Origin of the sequence: Thermoanaerobacter wiegelii Rt8.B1 (assembly GCF_000147695.2) — a bacterium.
Taxonomy (GTDB): domain Bacteria; phylum Bacillota; class Thermoanaerobacteria; order Thermoanaerobacterales; family Thermoanaerobacteraceae; genus Thermoanaerobacter; species Thermoanaerobacter ethanolicus.
This window is the reverse complement of record NC_015958.1, coordinates 2,739,798-2,758,548: the sequence shown is the minus strand read 5'-3', so window position 1 is coordinate 2,758,548 and position 18,751 is coordinate 2,739,798. Positions and strand designations below refer to the sequence as shown.

Below are 18,751 nucleotides of genomic sequence, written 5' to 3'. Positions count from 1 at the left end.
GGCTGAAGGCACATCTTAGAACTTTGATGTAAATACAAATATAGAAAAGTTTTAAGATGTGCTCAGCATAGAAATTTGTTTAAGGGGGTGATAGTAAATAAGTAATAATAAGAGAAACATTACCTTATAAAAGACATCTAAATGTAAAGTTTAGTTCTTTTTATCTGGAAGAAGATAGTAGTATTTCCACAAATGTATTTGCACAGAAAAAATCATAGTTAATGCACTAAAGATAGGAATAAAGTTTAATTTTAATATCACAATCATGAGAAAGGGGGTGAAAATATGAGTAAAATAACATTTTCTTCTGTGTCTCCAATGCACTGGTGCTTCGGGCTTGCCGGATGTGGTGTAAAGATTAGTTAAAGAAAAGGTCCTCCAAAGGGTTATTTTGCCCTTTGGAGGCAATTTATAACTAAAAGTCCTCAAATTCCGTAAAATAACAATGATAATCAAAAATTATACTAATTATTCAAATTCTTTATTTGTCTTTTTAAAATGTAATAGGTGAAAGGAAAGGGAATATCTTGTATCTATCCAGGATAAATTCCTTTGTGGATTTAAATAATAGATTACTATTTAATGTAGCTAACATGGAACTTTTTTCATTAGAAGAGGAGTTTGTCAATGTTTTGGGAAAAATTTCTGAAGAGAAAACACTGACAGAGAAAGAAAAAGAAATATGGGAAAAAATAAAAAATACTTGTAAACCTAATGATGATTTTTACACAAAAGAGCCATCAACCAGCACCATTACTTCTATAAAGCTTATTGTTAGTAACGACTGTAATTTAAGATGCTCGTACTGTTACGCATCATACGGTAGCTATGGGAAAAAAAGAAAAGTTATGAAACCAGAAGAAGCTGTTAATCTGAGCAAAGAAATTGCAAATAAGTTTCCAAACTTATCAGCTATTCTATTTTTTGGTGGAGAACCATTGCTCGCAGTAGATGCAATAGAAACGATATGTAGGGACTTTAAAGATAAAAAAGTAAACTTTTTAATGGAAATAAATAGAACTATTTATAGCGAAAGAATACATAAATTAATTGAGGAATATAATATCAAGGTCACCGTAAGTATTGATGGACCAGAATTTATCAATGATGTACATCGTAAATATCCAGATGGTAGAGGCACTTATACTACTATTGTAACTAATGTAAAAAAACTAAATAGGAATAAAGAAAATGTTGGTTTTATTCAGGCTACTTATACTAAACAGGCTTATGAAAAACTAAGTAGAACAGAAATTATAGAACATTTGAAAAATGAAGTGGGTATTCAAAGAATTTCTGTATTTAATGTTGTAACAAATGATAAAAACTTGAAAGTTCCACATGATGATGAAAATGGATTGGATAGAATAGATGATGAAGTGAAAAATTTTTTTCTGATATTTTTGAAGAAAAATATAACTACAATATTTCATTAAATACTATAACAAACAGTGTTTTATCGCAACAACGATATTCATATTTTTGTGATGTAGGAATTAACCAGATAACAATTGATTCCGATGGAGATATATGGCCTTGTCCCCTATATATTGGTAGGGGGAATTACAAAATTGGTAACATATATGATGATATATATACTATCAACTCAGGTTTTAAAAGAATAAGTAAAATGTTACAATCAGTAAATAAAGAAACTCATGAAGATTGCAGAAACTGTGTGGCCAGCTTTTGGTGTACAAAATGTCCTGCGAAATCCCTTATAGAAAAAGGTAAACTTATTATTGATAAAGAAGACTGTGACAGAAATATCAAATTAACAGAATTAGTATTAACTAAGCTTTTTCAAATAATGAGAAATGGAAGATTTGAGGAATTTCTAAATAAATACAAAAAACTTTATTCCAGGGAGGTTATATAAATGGAGACGATAAAGAAATACATCTTAAAGTATAAGTTTTTAATTCTGGTAAACGCTATACTTGTAATTTTTGTATCAGCCCTTAAAGCCCTGCAGGCGATACTTTTTAAAATAATTGTTGACACATCAGTTGGAAATTTAAATTACAGTATTTCTGCCTTAATATGGTATTCAGTAGGGTTTTTAATAGCAGTATTTACAGCTGAAACTTTGTCAAAGGCAGCTTCAGCAGCTTTTAACAAGAAAGTATTAATAGACTACAAACAATCCATCATAGAAAGTTTCATAAATTCTAGAAGAAGAAAAATTACAAGTTCAGAATTGATATCTTTACTTAGCAATGATGTGAGAATGATAGAGAGTAATTACTTAACAAGTCTCATTAACATTATGGAAGACGTTTTACTATTTATCGTGTCTTTATATCTAATACTTCGAATAAACGTTTATCTCACTATAGTCATTTTCATTTTTGGCTGGGTTCCAGTGATTGTACCTCAGCTTTTCACAAAAATAAATCAAGAGCTAAAAGGACAGTACCTTAAAAAACTTGAGAGGTTTACCAACAGGATAAAAGAGATGGCTCAGGGATTTGAAGTAATAAAAGCTTTTAACATAGAGAGCAAAATCCTCAATATGGCATCAAAAGATAACAAAGATGCAGAAATGGCAGGGTATAAATCCGATGCATTTCAAGGATTTCAAGGAGCTTTGTCTATTGTGTCAGGATTTGCGATGTTTTTTGTAAATATTCTCGTAGCCACATATTTGGTCTTAAGAGGTTATATCACAGTAGGTTCTATGATTGCCGCTGTACAGCTTATGAACTACATAGTAAATCCTTTAATTTCTGCATCTGTATATGCTACAAAGATAAAATCTGTTGAAAAAATAGCAGATAAAATCCAAAAAGAAATAATAGATGTAAGCAAGGAGAAAGTTTCACAGGGAGATAAACCTTTTGAATTTAAAAATTCTATAGAAATCAAAAACCTAATCTTTTCTTACGATGGGAAGAGGAATGCTTTGTCAAACATAAACATAAAGCTTGATAAAGGTAAAAAGTATACATTAGTTGGAGAAAGTGGGTGTGGAAAGACCACACTGCTCAGAGTGCTATTAAATCACATTACAGATTATGAGGGGCAAGTGCTCATTGACGGAGTAGACATAAGAGAATTTGACCCTGCCTCCTATTACAGGAAAGTTAGCATTATACAGCAGAATGTCTTTATGTTTAGCGACACATTAAAGAATAACATTTGCCTTTACAGTGAATGTGGGGAAGAGGAACTCATTGAAGCATTGAGACAATCTGGTTTAGTTCAGGTTGTTGAGAAACTTCCCAAAGGACTCGATACAATAGTAGGAGAAGGGGAAGTAGAGCTATCAGGAGGAGAGAGACAGAGGATAGCAATTGCAAGAGCACTAATCAAGAAAGCGGAAGTACTGCTGATAGATGAGGCTACAGCAGCTTTAGACAAAGTTACAGCGAGCGATATAGAGAGGACGCTTATAAATTTAGATGCGACAGTGCTTGCTGTAACCCATAAGTTAGACCCAGAGATACTTAAAAGGTATGATGAAATATTTGTAATGAGAGATGGAGAAATCATTGAAAGAGGCACATTGGATGAGCTATTAGAGAAGAGAGGGTATTTCTATTATATGTATAATTATGGGATTGATGAGAAAGAAGAGATTGAGACTGTAGAAGAAACTGTATGAAAAAGAATTTGTGTGAAATACCAGAGAAACGAAAAAGAGAGATATTTATAGTTTAAAAGGTGCACTAATATAGGCTGTAAGAGATCTAGATTGGTGTATTTTCTGGAAATATGAAAGATGTGCAATTGAAGAGAAGAAGAGCCATAGTTATATAGTTAGCAGAAGGGCAGAATATAAAATTTTACTTTCTGCTTTTTATTTTATGCAGATAAACAAAGAAAAATTGAGGGAATTAAAGGGATTGAGAGTTAAATTGATTAAATGAAAGATAAAAGTGTTTTTTTGATACTTTAATAAGTTTTATTATAAATTTAAATAATGTTATTATTAGCGCAGATAAATTTAAAAAAATTAATTCAGAATTTATATAATTTTAAATTTGATTGATTTTAAGTAGCATAGAAGTGCCATATATAAAAAACATGTGTATATATGAGAAGAGCAAATAGATTTGATTTTATTTGTCTACTGGGGAAAAGCAGCGTTTAGCATTAGCGCGGGCAATTTTAAGGAAGCCAACATTATTAGTATTAGATGAAGCTTTATCAGGGGTTGATACTAAAACAGAAAGTATGATATTTAAAAACATAAAAACTATTGTCCAAAATTTAATTGTGATTTCCCATAGGTTATCAACAGTTCTCCAGTGCAAGGAAATTTATGTGCTCGATAAAGGGAAAATTGTCGCTAATGGAGCTCATGAAGAATTGCCCAGTTCATGTCCTATCTACAGAGAAATTATTAAGGAGCAACTTATAGAAACTAAAAATAGCAATGTTTCTATTTTATAGTAAACTATAACTTTTTTCTATATATTTCAATTTTTTAACACACCACCCAGAATCAATTCGGGTTGAAATTGTTTCACTTACCAGATATTATATGGGCAAGAGAAGGGAAAGTAAAGGGAAAACAAACAAATTGTCAACTATTATTAGGGATGTGCAAAATTAATTAAAATAGTTACGACCAAAAGCCAGAATATGTATAACATACAATATATAGTAATCAAGACTGACAATCAAACATAAAGTAAGGGATAAGGGAAAAGAAAAGACAAAAAGAGGAGCTAAAAAAGGGCATAAATATCCTGTAGAAGTCAAATGTTAAAAAGTGGCATGAACTAAATTCAGCAAAAGTTAAGCCGATTGCATCAGAGCACTAAGAGACTTAAACTCATCAAATTTACCCAGTTTAATAGCTACAATAGCGACAGTAAGCAAAGTAATATGGCCAAAAGTATTAAGGTTGCTGACAGAATTAATATTTCTAACATAAGCTTTTTCAAAATCTAGAGCTTTAAATCGAGAATTATATCTTTCTGATTCTACTCTTAGTCTATAGACAGCCTTAAAATATAGGGAGTCTCTATTAATAGAAGACCTATAATCAGAAGATATAATAGCATACTTAGTACAGCCTCTATGCTTTTTGCCATTAAAATATTTAGGATGCTTTATAGGGCAGGCAGAGTCATCTTTAGAATTACAGAGCTTGCAAACAAATTTTTGCTTAATAAAACCATCAAAATACTGCTTGCCGTCTTTGAGCATTTTAATACCTGCTTCACAAACCATATAACCATCATCAGTCAGTGGAGGATTTTTAGAATTACGCTTGTTAAGAGGAATAAAACAATGACCATGGAGAGTATCTCTAACAAAATTATAAACTCTCTTAACATCATACCCCTTATCGGCAATAAAATTAACATACTTAAGGTTAAACCACTTATTAGTCTTTTCAAGTAAAGACAAAGCAACTTCAAAATCGGGGACATCAGCGGGAGTAGTAGTTTCAGCGATAGGCAATCCAGAGATAGCATCAACAATAATATGATTTTTATAGCCCCAATAAAACTTATAACGTTTATTAGAAGAATCATTAGAAGCAGAATAAACGCCTAATTTACAATCCTTATTAGACTTAGGCTGATTATCTTTAGAGAATTTATTTTTAGAAAAAGACTTAGGGTTATTTAACTTAGTGTTAGCTTTAATAGGGGTAGAGTCCATGGAAATAAACTCACCAGAGATAATGCCCATATTTTTGAGGATATTGACTTGATTTTGAAAGATAGAGGTCAAATAATCATGAGAGAACTCATTAATAAAACGGCGGAAAGTCCAATAAGAAGGAAGAGGTTTAAGGATGTTAAAGCCACAAAGATGAGCAATGATAAGATTATTGCGGAGATAATCTAAAAGGTCAGAAATTGTACCGAATCTTAAAGCTTAATAACAATAAAAGCTCTAAACATTGCATGATGAGAATAACCCTTACGGCCAGGACTAGAGAAAGGGAATTCAGGTATTGAAGACAAGTCTAGATTTTTAAACATAGAAGAATAGAAATCAATTTTAGATAGAGAAGTAAAGAGTTCAGGTATATTTAAAAGTAATTGAAGCTGGTACATGTAGGATTTCCCCCTCCTTAAAAAATATTTTCATGCGGTATATATAATAATTCGACAAATGGGAGGGGAAATCCTACATAAAAGATAAAAAATTCAAGAGTGATAGAAAAAAAGCATGTCTGTGGAATGGCTTAAATGAAGGCTTTTGAATTTTGCACAAGTCTAAACTATTATATAAAAGGAGTGAAAGACCTGTATGAGAGAATTTTTATTCAAGTACAAAAAAGAGTTTGTGCTTGCAGTATTTTTCTTAGTAGCTTCTGTATTGATAAATATTTACTTTGCTTTTATTTATAAAAAACTCATAGATGTAGCAACTACACGTGATTTGGTGAAATTTTATTCTGTTGTCAAATTCGCAGTAATGTTTACCATATTGGAAGCAGTAGTTGGATGGTTAAATAGAACAACTCGATTTCATTACATGAAAAAAACTTTGATATACCTAAAAGACAGGTTATTTAGAGCAATCATTAAAAAGGATGTGGAACATTTTAATGAAGTTAATACAGGTAAGTACATTTCAATTATTTCAAATGATGTAAAGATTGTAGAAGAGGATTATTTTAACAATTTCTTTAGGCTTTTAGGCAGTGCAGTAGGATTTGTGGCTGCATTAATTTCTCTATTTATATTAAGTTACAAAATAACTGTGATGATAATACTCATGGCAATTCTTAGTGTAATAATTCCTCGCATTTTTGATGATAAGATTGCTAAAATGAGAAACGATTATTCTGAGAGCTTAGAACTTTTTACTATAGAATCTAAAGATACTCTTACAGGACTTGAAGTGATAAAGAGCTTCGGGATAGAGGATAAAGTACATGAGAAGTTTTCAAAAATTAATGAAGATGTGGAAGATAAAAAGCTTAAATACAGCATACTTTTAAATACCTCTGACACTATGTCTGAAATTTTAAGTAGTTTTATTTTCCTCTCTGTATTTGCAGTAGGTTTGTACTTTACCTAAAAGGAGAGATGACTTTAGGAACAATGATTGCCTGTGTGCAGCTTAGCAATAGCATAATTATGCCAATATACAGTATGGGTCAAAATCTCAATAGGATACTCTCCTTAAAGAGCATATCACAGAAGATAAATGAAGTATTACAGGAAAAGGAAGAGGGGGATAATTATATACCAGTAAAATCTTTTAACGATTCAATAGAATTTAAAAATGTATCTTTTAGCTACACAGGTGAGACAAAAGCTTTGGATAACATAAACTTTACAATCAAAAAAGGAGGAAAGTACGCATTAGTAGGGACGAGTGGAGCAGGGAAATCCACAATACTCAAGTTATTGTTAAAACAATATGAAAACTATGAAGGAGAAATAAAACTGGATGGGATAGAATTAAGGAGAATAGACAAGAAAGACTTATTCAAAATAATTACGCTATTACATCAGAACGTATTCATATTTGACGGGACAGTAAAGGATAACATAACCCTATTTAATGACAAATACACAGATGAAGAAGTAATAAGAGCAGCGAAGACAGCAGGATTAGGGCCATTGTTAGAGAAATTGCCAGAGGGCATATTAAGCGATGTAGGAGAAGGGGGAAAACTTCTATCAGGAGGGGAGAGGCAGAGGATAGCGATAGCGAGGTCAATAATAACAAATGCGTCAATACTAGCACTGGATGAGGCAACAGCGGCACTGGACAATGAAACGGCATATTTAATAGAGAAGACGATACTGGAGATGGACATAACGGCGATAGTGGTGACACACAGGTTGTGGAGTGAGCTACTAAAGAAATATGATGAGATAATAGTATTAAGAGATGGTAGGATTGTAGAGAGGGGCAAGTTTGACGATTTAATAGAGAGGAAAGGATACTTTTACAGTTTATTTAACATAGAGAAGCTGGATAAGGTAGAGGAACCAGTGAAAGAAGGGGGAATATTTGTGGTATAGATTGAGGGCCTCTTAATCTAGGCGTATACTCGGAGATTTGTCAAGAATTTTGTGTCTGGTTAAAGTAACGTAACTGGAAAAGTTGTTGTATTTCATAGATATGGCCATTTGTCATTGGAACCGGCTTTTTCCCTTTTGTCTGTTTTAAATTTTTTCTCTGGAGATAAATATTAATTTCAAGGCCTCAGCGGAATTGAAATATTCACCTGTTTTTATGCGGGTTTTCTTGATCAGGCTATTGACACTTTCTATAATATTACTTTCTATAATATTAGTGGTATAAATATGCTTTCTTAAATGTTCAAGGTATTTAGTAAAAGCTAAATAATACTCTGTTTTTTCCATAAGGAGATTCATATAAAGGAGGAACTCATTATTATGAGGAGGGTTCCTGCTTTTTGCTATACAGGACATTTGCTTATTTTATAATTACATTTTTCCTACCTGATTTATTTTTTACTGCCAATACTTTTTCTCTATAATTAACATCACCTGGAATTGCGTATAAGTCTTCATAGATAACAGATAGGTCATTGTAAAAATTCTCTTCAGCAAAATATTTTTCGCATTTTTTAAGAAATCTATAAGCCTCCTCAAATTCTTTATTCAAGTATTTTATATGACCTAATATGAAAGCGAGCTCTTTTTTCCCTCTCATGCTGAGTAAAGAAGTATTAATGCTTTCTGAAAGTTCAATAACTTTTTCATACATACCGATATTAAAATAAAGAATCATCTCTTGAATTTTAAACTTGTGATAAAGTTCAGCGTCATCTTTGTAATCATTCTTAGCTTTTTCAAGCACTTCAAAGGCTTCTTTAAATTTGCTACTGTGCCTTAAGGTATTTATATAGTTCAGGTAGCATTTTCCAGCTTCTAAATGATCGCCCTGAAACTCAAATAAAAGTATCGCTTTTTTTATATAGTAAAGGGCTTTTTCATAATTTCCTAAGTTGTAATAGGCGATATTTAGAGAAGTATATATATCTGGCATAATTTTAAGGCTTATAATATCATTATTGTAATTAATGAAATTTTCCAATATAATTACTACTTTTTGGAACTGACACGTTTTGAGGTAAGTGTAAGCTAAATTATTATGTATTGCAAAACTTACAGGTAAACTCAAGGCATTAAATTGATAAAGATACTTTCTTGCAAGCTCTAAGTAATGAATTCCCTTTTCATAGTTTTTATTTTTAAGCATTATTTTAAAAAGAGAGTTTAAGGCATCAGAAAATTTTTCTATATTTTCCCTTTTAAAGTCTGTGCTTGATTTAGTAAAAGCATTTATATATTTTTTCAAAATTTTTAAAGCTTTATCAAAGATATTGGAGTAAAAATAAGACATGCCAAGATAGTAGTATTTATTAGAATCTTCTACTTCACAAAAAGCATTGTGATTTTCCTCGGACCATTTAATAATTTCGTAATAATCTTTGGCTAAAAACAAGTCTTTAAGTAAAGACGAATTTTTCTCAAAAAGTATGTATTTTTCTCCTGTAGAATCACTAAAGAAATAACTTACAGGTACTTCTAATTTTTCGGCGAGGTAAGCTAACTGTTCTAATGAGGGGAGTGCTTTCCCGCTTTCAATTCTGCTCAAGACCACTCTACTCATAAAATTTCCACACAATTCACTTTGTGAGAGATTTTTTTGTAGTCTCAAAGCTTTAATTTTATCGCCTATAGAAGAGAGCATAATTTCACCACCAGAGGGGATGAAAATGTTTAAGTGTTTTTTATAATTATAGCATTTATGGCCATAAAAGGGAATACACAAAATTGACGAGTAAACAAACGGCAGGGACGGTTCTCTTTGTTTGAAAATTTCCATATTTTACTTCTAAATATCTTCATTTATTTAGATGAAAGAATTTAGACAAAAGACAAGTCCCTGTCCCTTTGTCTGCAATCAAAAAAGGTGGAAAATACGCTTTAGTAGGAACAGGTGGGGCAGGAAAATCGACTATACTGAAATTATTGTTAAAACAATATGAAAACTATGAAGGGAAGATATTATTAGATGGGATTGAATTAAGGCAAATAGATAAGAAAGACTTGTTCAAAATAATTACGTTATTACATCAAAATGTATTCATATTTGACGGCACAGTAAAAGACAACATAACTCTTTTTAAATGACAAATACACAGATGAAGAAGTAATAAGAGCAGCAAAGATAGCGGGGTTAGGGCCATTGTTAGAGAAATTGCCAGAGGGGATATACAGTGATGTAGGGGAAGGAGGTAAATTATTATCAGGAGGGGAGAGGCAGAGGATAGCGGTAGCCAGGTCAATAATAACAAATGCATCGATTTTGGCGTTAGATGAGGCGACAGCAGCGTTAGACAATGAGACAGCCTATTTAATAGAGAAAACGATATTGGAGATGAAAGATATAACAGCAATAGTAGTGACACACAGATTATGGAGTGAGTTACTGAAGAAATATGATGAGATAATAGTATTAAAAGATGGGAAAGTAATAGAGAGTGGGAAATTTGATGAGCTATTAGATAGGAAAGGATATTTTTACAGTTTATTTAATATAGAGAAGTTGGATAAAGTAGAGGAGCCAGTGAGGGAAGAAGGAATATTTGTGGTGTAAAGAAACACCCACAGTAAAACATGAAAATGTTCAAAGACAAGGGGACAGGGACCTGTCTGTTTTTAGGAGGATTTAAATAAATGCAAAGTTTGAAGGGTAATATACGATTTTTCTTAATAGTAGTAACATTATTTTCAAGCTTTTTTACATCTTTAATGGCACCATTTTGGGTGATATATTTTAATAAGATTAATCTAGATTTTGCACAGATTTCCCTTCTAATAATAGTAAATCACGTAGCAGTAACATTTTTTGAAATACCAACTGGTGCTCTTGCGGATACATATAGTCGAAAATTTTCTGTTCTTTTATCTTTGTTGATTGGCAGTTTGACTTCTATCGGTATATACTTTAATACCTCTTTTGCAGTTTTATTATTTCTCTATTTTTTATCAGGGGTTGGAGCTACCCTCAACTCTGGGGCCTTTGAATCTTGGTTTGCTGATTCGATTCTTTTTAGTGAAAAAGACGTAGACCTTACAAAATACTGGGGACGTCTTACAAGTTATAATTACTTGGGAAGCACAATGGGTTTTTTAGGAGGGAGTATTTTAGTACGCTATAACATCTTCAGAGAAATTTGGCTAATAGAAGGTATAGGAATTTTTCTGGTTTTTATTTACGTATTTTTAACAGGCAAAAAAGATAAATCACAGAAAAAAGAGGTAGAATACAGTTATAGAGAATATTTTAGTAAAATTTCCAAAGGAACTGGATATCTATTTAAGCATCGGATTTTATTATCTATTACAATTGGAGCATTTTTCTTCTTTTTTTCTTCGGGAATTTTGTCAATGTTGTGGCAGCCCTATTTTGAAAAAGCAGGTATACCTGTAGAATGGTTTGGAGTCATATTAGCGTTAACCATGATACTTAGCATTATTGTCCCACGCTATGCTGACAGAATAGCTGAAAAATTTGGCGGGTTACTTCGGACATTAATGATTATAAGTATTATCTCGGCATTGTTTATATTTATGATGTATGTAATTCCAAGCTATTCATTTATACCTTATATTATTTATACAGTGATATATTCAGCTCATACACCAATTTTTATGCCATATTTTAATAAATTAATACCATCTTCAGAGCGTGCTACGATTATATCAATATACAGTCTGTTTATTAGTGTTTCGACAATTCTATGCACTTATTTATTTGGAATCTTAAGTGACAGAATGGGCCTTAATGCTGCACTTTTCTTATCTTTGATTACTGCTTTAATTTCCAGCATACCCTTTAAAAAGGCAATGGTATTGGAAAAAGAAGTAAGCATAGAGTAAACTGCAGAGCTTTTACTCTATGCTTTTTTTAATTTACACAGAAAAAAGGAATAAAACTTTAAAATTTAGAGAATTCATAAGAAAAATTCATTAAATGCGAAATAAAGGCCGTTTTTCGTGATTTAATAAATTTTACTGGAAATTTAAATAATGTTATTATTAAAGCAACAAAAATAAAAAAAATTAATTTTAAATTTGTATTATTTAAGATTAGTGTTGATTAGTTTAAGAAAAATAGGGGGGATACTTTGGGATTTATAAAGAAAGGCAAAATTTTTGTAGGATGCTTATTTATTGGTACAGGTTTAGGATACTTCTTGGACATTTCATGGGTGGTCTGTTTTTAGGAGTTGAAATGGGATTTGTATTAGTAGAGGCTTTAGGAAGGTGAGAGAATGAGGGAGTATTTTTTTAAGCATAAGTTACTACTTACAGCAAATATAATTTTCACATTGGCAGAAAGTATATTAACTGTTATGGTGGCATTTATTTTGGGAAGTTTTGTAGATGCAGCTGTACAATATAATATGGAAAGCCTTTATGGAACCAGTATAATTTTTGTATTGTATTTAATTGGAGTACTCATTGTATGGTATTTTTTGAGAGTTTTAAGGGCGAACTATGTAAGACAAATGCTTTACAATTTAAAAAATGACATATTTTCTAAAGTCATAAATAGAGAAATAGACCAGTTTCAAAAGGGCAATAGTGCTGCGTATATTTCTACTTTGAATAATGATATCACAATACTTGAACAGGATTATTTTAAGAATATACTGATAATGTTAGAGCAAATATTTTCTTTTATAATCGCTACTGTGGCGATTTTTAAATTAAATGTTTACATTGCTGTAGGAGTTTTTGTCATAAGTATTTTTCTCATAGTTATTCCTTATCTTTTTAGGGAGAAAATAAGTAAAGCTAAAAAAGATTTTTCTGATAGTTTATCTGATTTGACAGTGCAGACAAATGACATATTGTCTGGCTTTGAAATAGTCAAAAGTTTTAATGTGGAAAAATTGGTGGAGAAACAGTATCAGAAATACAACAAAAAAGTAGAAGACACTAGATTTTTCTTTGAAAAAATACTTGCTTTAGCAAATGCTTTGACGGAATTTTTTGGATCTTTAATGTTTTTTGTTTCACTGGGCGTTGGAGCCTATCTTGTGATAAAGCATGTTATAGAACCGGGATTGATGATAGCTGCAGTACAATTGATGAATAACATTGTAAATCCGATGATAGGAATTATAGAAAAAGTAAATGCTTTAAAAGGAACAGAGTCAATACAGCAGAAAATAATAGATATTATGCAGGACAAGAAAGACGGAAAAGAGGAATTTGTTTCAAAGGAAGACTTTAATGATGCAATAGTGTTTGACAATGTTAGTTTTTCTTATGATAGCAGAAAAGAACCAGTTTTAAAGAATGTATCTTTTACAGTAAAAAGAGGAGAAAAATGTGCAATTATTGGTCCAAGTGGCAGCGGAAAATCTACAATACTAAAACTTCTTTTGAAATACTATAACAATTTTGAGGGTAAAATCTTAATTGACGGTATAGATATAAGGAAGATAAAAACAGAAGATTTGTACAATAATTTAATATCTGTAATACATCAAAATGTGTTTATGTTTGATACTAGTATAAAAAACAATATAACTCTTTTTAAAGAGTATGATGAAAAAATTATAGAAAGAGCAATTTCTCTCTCTGGTTTAAAGGAATTTATAGAGAAACTACCTGAAAAAGAAAACACTGAAGTAGGAGAGAAAGGAAACAATTTATCAGGTGGAGAAAGGCAGAGAATAAGTATTGCGAGGGCACTAATTAAGGGCACACCTATTTTGGTTTCAGATGAACCTACATCTTCACTGGATAAAAAGACAGCCTCCAGCATAGAAGATTCTATTTTAAGCATAGAAGGTTTGACAGCATTGGTAATTACTCATAATACTTCTGAAGAGGTGTTGAGAAAATATGACAAGATAATTTTTGTAGAGGATGGAGAAGTAATAAAAATAGGTACTTTTGATGAGATTTTCACACCTGCGAGTGTAGTTTTATCAGTGGTAAGCTAGTTTAAATAAGCCCTTTTATGTGGGCTTATTTTTTTATGCGCATATCCATTTTTTTACATCCAACCCCGATTTAAATCGGGTTGAAATTGTTTTCTTTATTTTGTATAATATAGGAAATAGAATAAGTAAAAAAGAAAATTTAGAAGAAAATAAAATGTATGTTTTGAAATTTAATGGGGGATATACTATCTTTACATATTTGAAGATTTCTATTCGACAAAGATGGCCAATATTTCTCTTTATTTTGGCGACTTTAATTTATTTTGGGTGTAGGATATGCTGGATTACAAAGGCTAACAGAAGTTGTTACTATCAAAGCAAGAGAGGACCTACAAGATCACTGGCGCTGGCAATATGACATACTGGTTTATCCCAAGGACAGCCAAACATATCAAGCCCTGGGGGATGGGTGGGTTGCACCGCAGACACCACTGGCCAGCTACGGTGGCATCTCTTTTGAAGATTTGGAGACAATACGCAGTATTCCTGGAGTAGAAGTGGCAGCCCCTATTTCTATATTAGGGTATTTTAACTAGTTGATAGAATATTGGATAGTGGATGGAAACAAGAGGGAAATAGTTTTTAGTAATTCGCAGGCGCATTTGTTATAAATATAGACAAAGTGACGGTTTTCTTGTCTAAATAAAAATGGTAAGAGATAAGGACAGATAAGACCTTACCCTCTATATTTAACTCTTTACTGACAATGGTAAAAATGAGACAATGATTTCCTTTTTTACCATTAAAGAGACGGGTTTATCAAATCTTGTAATGGACCTTTTTGAATTTTCAAAGTACCCAATTACTATATCCAGCGATATACTCAGATTTGTTTTCACTGTTTTAATTCCAATTGGTTTTACAGCTTTTTATCCCAGTTTGTTTTACATAACAGATTATAAGTATAGCCTATTGTTTGCGTTATTAACTCCTTTAGTTTCAATACTCTTTTTTGTAATTTCATACAGTATTTGGAATTTAGCCCTCAAGCATTATTCAAGCTCAGGCAGTTGATTGTTGAGTTTTCTTCCTAACCACTTATCATTCAGCTCCTGACTGGTATCTTTTTAATCCTTGATGCAGCAAAATTTTTAAAATCAAATAGTATAATACAGGGGATAAATAACACCATACCTTTTCAAATATACTGCTCTTACCGAGGGCAATCCTTGCAGGTATTGCACTGAATAAGAAAATGGGAATTGCATATATGAGTAAATTGCGAACAATTTTCGGGAAAACCGTGTCAGGCTTTTCTGCAACTGTTAAAAGCTGCAGGACTACTCCAGAAATTGCTTCAGACCTTAAGCCAAAAAGGGTGAAACTGTATACTATAGAAAACAGCAGCCCCATTAAGATTGCAGCACTAAAAATTGAAATAATATATGGTATCGTCAGTTTAATCCCACACAATTTCAGGCAGTAAATATTTAAGGCTATTAAGAGTGGTGTCGAAAAAGCTGCCGGAAAGTTTAAGTTTTTTAACACTATATATTTTGTAAGTGGTTGTGGTTTTAATAAATCAAAATCAAAATATCCTGTTAACACTGATTGTCCAAACTTAGAAACTGCTTCGGCAAAGAAAATTGCGTATAGGTTGTTTACTAAAAAGAAACAGGTTATATAAAAGAGGATTTCTTCTCTGCTGTAATTACCGAAAACGGCAATTTTTTGAGTAAGCAGGTAATAGCCTAAAAATGTCGCAGTATATAAAGATAAGTCTGCCAAAAACCAGCTGATTAAATTTGCCCGATATTGAATTGCTTTTTTAATTGAAAATCTTATAGATTCTATTAACATGTTTTCACGCTCCATGAGAGGTGTATTTTTTTAATCCATTTTTCATGAGTAAAAAAACAATGAAACCAAGTATTAACACCCAAACTAATGAAATAAACAATCCTTTATTTACTATTTCAATGTCAAAATTAGCATCACATATAAGCTTTGACGGGATGTATGTCATATAAGGGAAAGGAGTCATTAGCATAATTGATTCAATTTTGCCAGGCAAAAGGTCTAAAGGGAAAGTGGCACCTGAAAGAAGACCTGTCAGTAAGTTTCTGATGGCAGCTATGCCCCAGATTTCTGTCAGCCAAAAAGATAACAAGCCTATTATAAAGGAAAATAAAGCATTGAGTAAAAAACCCAAAATTAATGTTGCAGGCAGGTATAATAGCCGGTTTGCTGGGATTTCAATTTTTGCCCAAATTGAGATTACAATAATTACAGGCAAATATAAAGTTGCAAACTTTGCAAGGCTTGAAGATATGTGACTATATGAAATACTGGTCAAATAATCCACTGGAAGTAAAAGCTTTTGGCCAAATCTGTAAGTTTTTATATCCTTTTCAAGGTCATGTTCAGCATGAATTTGTGTAAATAGAAGCATTACATTAGAAATGATAATGTAAATCATCATTTCTTTTAGACTGTAATTTATGGGATTTGTTTCAATTAAAGACCTCCAGAGAAAGGAGCTTATTACAATTGGTACAATTAGAGAACTTAAAAGCTCTCCTACAAGGTAAATTCTATACATTAAGAGTTTTTTTATTGAGCAATCAAAATATCCCATGAAAGTATACAATGTCTTCATTTTTCTGCACCCTTATACAATGACTCTATGATAATATCGAGAGTATCGTCGTGAAAATTTATATTTGAAATTTCAGCTTCATTTGACAAAACTCTCATTACATTTATCGTTTCATCTGGGCTAAATCTGATGAAATATTCTTGTTCTTCGCTTGCTTTTTCTACTTTATAATATTTGCTGATTCTTTCAACTGCACAATTGCTTGCGTTAAATCTAACCTTTCTGATGTTGGACATCATACTTTTCAGTTTCTCAATTGTTCCATAATATAGCTCTTGACCTTTGTGGAGTATATAGATGTTGTCGCATAAATCTTCAATATCAGTTATGTAATGGCTTGTGAGTATTATTGATGCATTGTATTTTCTCTTGTAATTTTTTAAGTAGTTTCTAATTGCCCTTTGGGTGATAAAATCTAAGCCTAAAGTAGGCTCATCAAGAAAAACGATTACCGGCAGATGAATAAATGATAAGATTAATTCCCCTTTCATTCTTTGTCCTAAAGAGAGTGCTCTAACTTGTTTTTTCAGGTCTATTTCTGACAAGCCCAATTCTTCTGCCATTGATTTTGCTCTTGAAATTGCTTCCTTTTTGTCAATAGAGTAAATAGAAGCAAAAAGTTTTACAGAATCAATAATAGATAAATCAGGATCTAACTGCCCTTTTTGTCCCATGACTAATGATACTTTCCTTCTATAATCTTTGCTTCGTAAAAAGGGATCGCTGCCTAATACCTTTATAATACCTTTGTCTGCTTTAATGATGCCGGATACTAATTTAATAGTGGTGGTTTTTCCAGCACCGTTTAGACCAATTAGTCCAAGTATTTCCCCGGGGTTTACAGTAAAAGAAATGTCTTTTACGGCTTCAATATATTTGTATTTACGACGAAATAATCCTTTAATCATATTTATTATTCCATTTTCTTTAATATATACTTTGTAGGTTTTACTGACATTTTTGACAATTATTTGAGGTTCCACTGTTTTTCCTCCTGAGGGCTATTTTATCTGTTAAATTATTTATGAGAGGTTTCTTTGAAATAAGTACTTTTGGAAAAGTCTTTACAGTTTACAGTCAATATTATACAATAACATATTAAGTAATGGCAAATGGAACATATTTTTATCCTATTTGGTTTTTTATTGATAATAGTGGAAAATGAAATATCTTAAAAATATTGGTATAATACAATTAACACGTAAAACAATGGAATATCCAGGGAAAGAATTGGTATATTGGCTGATGAAATTATCAAGTAATTTCCCTATTGATAAAGAGAGTAGAGTTGATAGAATAAAATCATAAGATTCATGAAACTATCCATTTAATGGGGGTAATGATAAATGAAAATGGAAGACTTACTAAAAATAGAAAGTGAAGAAGAGAGAATTTCAGCTCTTTATGAAATTTTTGATGAAGATTTCAGGTTATCTTCAAAAGCTTCAAGAATTGAATTTTTAACTACAGTAAGACAAATTGAAAAATATTTGAAACCGGGAATGAAAATTTTAGACTTAGGAGCAGGCACTGGAGAATATTCTTTGTATTTTGCAGAAAAGGGTTATCAAGTAACTGCGGTAGATTTGGTTGAAAAACATGTAAAACGTATTAAAGAAAAGAAAAAGCCATATATGAAACTTGACATATTTCAAGGTAATGCTTTAGATCTTTCTAGATTCGAAAATAATAGCTATGATATTGTGTTATGTCTTGGCCCATTGTATCATTTAGAAGATATAGGGAATCGATTGAAATGTATAGAGGAAGTAAAACGGGTATGTAAAGATGATGGAATGATGCTTTTTGCGTTTATTAATAATGATATGGTTATTGTTACAGAAACCATGTGTTATCAACCTGATTATTTAAGGAAAGGTAATTATGACCGCAAGACTTTTAAGGTAAGAGATTTTCCTTTTGTATTTATAACAGTCCAACAAGCAAGAGAATTACTTAAAAACTCCGGATTGACAATTGTGGCTGAAATTGCAACCGATGGTTTAAGTGAATTATTAGCGGATAAAATAAACAACATGGATGATGAGAGTTATCAATTGTGGCTTAATTTCCATTTTTATTATAGCGAAAAGCCAGAGTTTTTCGGAGCAAGTAATCATTTATTATTTGTTGCACAAAAATGTAAATAAGAAAACAAAACTAAATACAAAAAAAGGAAATCAATGCAGAATCAATTCGGGTTGATTTTATTTTTTTGAGGG

17 protein-coding genes and 1 pseudogene are annotated in these 18,751 nt (G+C 31.5%); 13 read left to right on the top strand and 5 right to left on the bottom strand.

Annotated elements, in window-relative coordinates:
• Nucleotides 1-554: 554 nt before the first annotated feature.
• From THEWI_RS13695 to THEWI_RS13420, 4 genes are all read left to right on the top strand, one after another.
• On the top strand, nucleotides 555-1,436 hold the full coding sequence (locus THEWI_RS13695; RefSeq protein WP_052877878.1) for a radical SAM protein: 882 nt from the start codon (nucleotides 555-557) through the stop codon (nucleotides 1,434-1,436).
• Nucleotides 1,400-1,879, top strand: a complete 480-nt coding sequence (locus tag THEWI_RS14080; RefSeq protein WP_083820917.1) for an SPASM domain-containing protein — start codon at nucleotides 1,400-1,402, stop codon at nucleotides 1,877-1,879. The genes THEWI_RS13695 and THEWI_RS14080 overlap by 37 nt, the downstream gene beginning before the upstream one ends.
• Entirely contained in the window at nucleotides 1,880-3,607 is a 1,728-nt protein-coding gene (locus THEWI_RS13425; protein WP_006569827.1) for an ABC transporter ATP-binding protein, read from the top strand.
• Nucleotides 3,608-4,068: 461 nt separating this feature from the next.
• Entirely contained in the window at nucleotides 4,069-4,398 is a 330-nt protein-coding gene (locus tag THEWI_RS13420; protein ID WP_041589272.1) for an ATP-binding cassette domain-containing protein, read from the top strand.
• A 348-nt stretch (nucleotides 4,399-4,746) separates the two neighbouring features.
• Here THEWI_RS13420 and THEWI_RS13415 read toward each other — a convergent pair.
• Nucleotides 4,747-6,023 (bottom strand): annotated as a pseudogene (locus tag THEWI_RS13415) (transposase).
• Nucleotides 6,024-6,219: 196 nt separating this feature from the next.
• On the opposite strand from THEWI_RS13415, the gene THEWI_RS15185 reads away from it, so the two are divergent.
• Entirely contained in the window at nucleotides 6,220-6,996 is a 777-nt protein-coding gene (locus THEWI_RS15185; protein ID WP_083820916.1) for an ABC transporter transmembrane domain-containing protein, read from the top strand.
• 8 nt (nucleotides 6,997-7,004) lie between these two features.
• A complete protein-coding gene (locus THEWI_RS15180) occupies nucleotides 7,005-7,952 on the top strand; it encodes an ABC transporter ATP-binding protein (RefSeq protein ID WP_244262258.1) in 948 nt (315 codons plus the stop codon).
• Nucleotides 7,953-8,370: 418 nt separating this feature from the next.
• Here the strand turns inward: THEWI_RS15180 and THEWI_RS13390 are convergent, their stop codons facing one another.
• Nucleotides 8,371-9,654 carry a helix-turn-helix domain-containing protein gene (locus THEWI_RS13390; RefSeq protein WP_014063772.1) on the bottom strand — a complete coding sequence of 428 codons (1,284 nt, stop codon included), beginning with the start codon at nucleotides 9,652-9,654 and terminating at the stop codon, nucleotides 8,371-8,373.
• Between the two features lie 203 nt (nucleotides 9,655-9,857).
• On the opposite strand from THEWI_RS13390, the gene THEWI_RS15350 reads away from it, so the two are divergent.
• From THEWI_RS15350 to THEWI_RS14075, 6 genes are all read left to right on the top strand, one after another.
• Entirely contained in the window at nucleotides 9,858-10,097 is a 240-nt protein-coding gene (locus tag THEWI_RS15350; protein WP_279625602.1) for an ATP-binding cassette domain-containing protein, read from the top strand.
• Between the two features lie 55 nt (nucleotides 10,098-10,152).
• A complete protein-coding gene (locus tag THEWI_RS15345) occupies nucleotides 10,153-10,563 on the top strand; it encodes an ATP-binding cassette domain-containing protein (RefSeq protein ID WP_279625601.1) in 411 nt (136 codons plus the stop codon).
• An 80-nt stretch (nucleotides 10,564-10,643) separates the two neighbouring features.
• Nucleotides 10,644-11,849, top strand: a complete 1,206-nt coding sequence (locus THEWI_RS13380) for an MFS transporter (RefSeq protein WP_014063771.1) — start codon at nucleotides 10,644-10,646, stop codon at nucleotides 11,847-11,849.
• A gap of 395 nt (nucleotides 11,850-12,244) precedes the next feature.
• Complete coding sequence (locus tag THEWI_RS13375; protein WP_014063770.1) at nucleotides 12,245-13,930, top strand: ABC transporter ATP-binding protein; 1,686 nt, start codon at nucleotides 12,245-12,247, stop codon at nucleotides 13,928-13,930.
• 263 nt (nucleotides 13,931-14,193) lie between these two features.
• Nucleotides 14,194-14,466, top strand: coding sequence for a hypothetical protein (locus tag THEWI_RS13370; RefSeq protein ID WP_041589268.1), 273 nt, complete (start codon nucleotides 14,194-14,196; stop codon nucleotides 14,464-14,466).
• Nucleotides 14,467-14,653: 187 nt separating this feature from the next.
• Nucleotides 14,654-14,944 carry an ABC-2 family transporter protein gene (locus tag THEWI_RS14075; RefSeq protein ID WP_083820915.1) on the top strand — a complete coding sequence of 97 codons (291 nt, stop codon included), beginning with the start codon at nucleotides 14,654-14,656 and terminating at the stop codon, nucleotides 14,942-14,944.
• 27 nt (nucleotides 14,945-14,971) lie between these two features.
• Here THEWI_RS14075 and THEWI_RS13365 read toward each other — a convergent pair whose 3' ends face one another.
• From THEWI_RS13365 to THEWI_RS13355, 3 genes are read right to left on the bottom strand one after another with little or no spacing between them, the layout of a single operon-like run.
• A complete protein-coding gene (locus THEWI_RS13365; protein ID WP_014063769.1) occupies nucleotides 14,972-15,730 on the bottom strand; it encodes an ABC transporter permease in 759 nt (252 codons plus the stop codon).
• A 4-nt stretch (nucleotides 15,731-15,734) separates the two neighbouring features.
• The gene (locus THEWI_RS13360) at nucleotides 15,735-16,529 is read right to left on the bottom strand and encodes an ABC transporter permease (protein ID WP_014063768.1); all 795 of its coding nucleotides are present in this window, start codon (nucleotides 16,527-16,529) and stop codon (nucleotides 15,735-15,737) included.
• On the bottom strand, nucleotides 16,526-17,512 hold the full coding sequence (locus THEWI_RS13355; RefSeq protein ID WP_014063767.1) for an ABC transporter ATP-binding protein: 987 nt from the start codon (nucleotides 17,510-17,512) through the stop codon (nucleotides 16,526-16,528). Before THEWI_RS13355 ends, THEWI_RS13360 begins: the two co-directional genes overlap by 4 nt.
• Nucleotides 17,513-17,875: 363 nt before the next feature.
• On the opposite strand from THEWI_RS13355, the gene THEWI_RS13350 reads away from it, so the two are divergent.
• Nucleotides 17,876-18,679, top strand: coding sequence for a class I SAM-dependent methyltransferase (locus THEWI_RS13350; protein ID WP_003871191.1), 804 nt, complete (start codon nucleotides 17,876-17,878; stop codon nucleotides 18,677-18,679).
• The last annotated feature ends 72 nt before the right edge of the window (nucleotides 18,680-18,751 follow it).

Excerpts from the sequence above, each read along its gene's own strand:
- THEWI_RS13360 (WP_014063768.1), bottom strand. The coding sequence starts at position 16,529 with ATGAAGACATTGTATACTTTCATGGGATATTTTGATTGCTCAATAAAA.
- THEWI_RS13375 (WP_014063770.1), top strand. The coding sequence starts at position 12,245 with ATGAGGGAGTATTTTTTTAAGCATAAGTTACTACTTACAGCAAATATA.
- THEWI_RS13365 (WP_014063769.1), bottom strand. The coding sequence starts at position 15,730 with ATGTTAATAGAATCTATAAGATTTTCAATTAAAAAAGCAATTCAATAT.
- THEWI_RS13425 (WP_006569827.1), top strand. The coding sequence starts at position 1,880 with ATGGAGACGATAAAGAAATACATCTTAAAGTATAAGTTTTTAATTCTG.
- THEWI_RS13350 (WP_003871191.1), top strand. The coding sequence starts at position 17,876 with ATGAAAATGGAAGACTTACTAAAAATAGAAAGTGAAGAAGAGAGAATT.
- THEWI_RS15185 (WP_083820916.1), top strand. The coding sequence starts at position 6,220 with ATGAGAGAATTTTTATTCAAGTACAAAAAAGAGTTTGTGCTTGCAGTA.
- THEWI_RS13390 (WP_014063772.1), bottom strand. The coding sequence starts at position 9,654 with ATGCTCTCTTCTATAGGCGATAAAATTAAAGCTTTGAGACTACAAAAA.
- THEWI_RS14075 (WP_083820915.1), top strand. The coding sequence starts at position 14,654 with ATGATTTCCTTTTTTACCATTAAAGAGACGGGTTTATCAAATCTTGTA.
- THEWI_RS13380 (WP_014063771.1), top strand. The coding sequence starts at position 10,644 with ATGCAAAGTTTGAAGGGTAATATACGATTTTTCTTAATAGTAGTAACA.
- THEWI_RS15180 (WP_244262258.1), top strand. The coding sequence starts at position 7,005 with ATGACTTTAGGAACAATGATTGCCTGTGTGCAGCTTAGCAATAGCATA.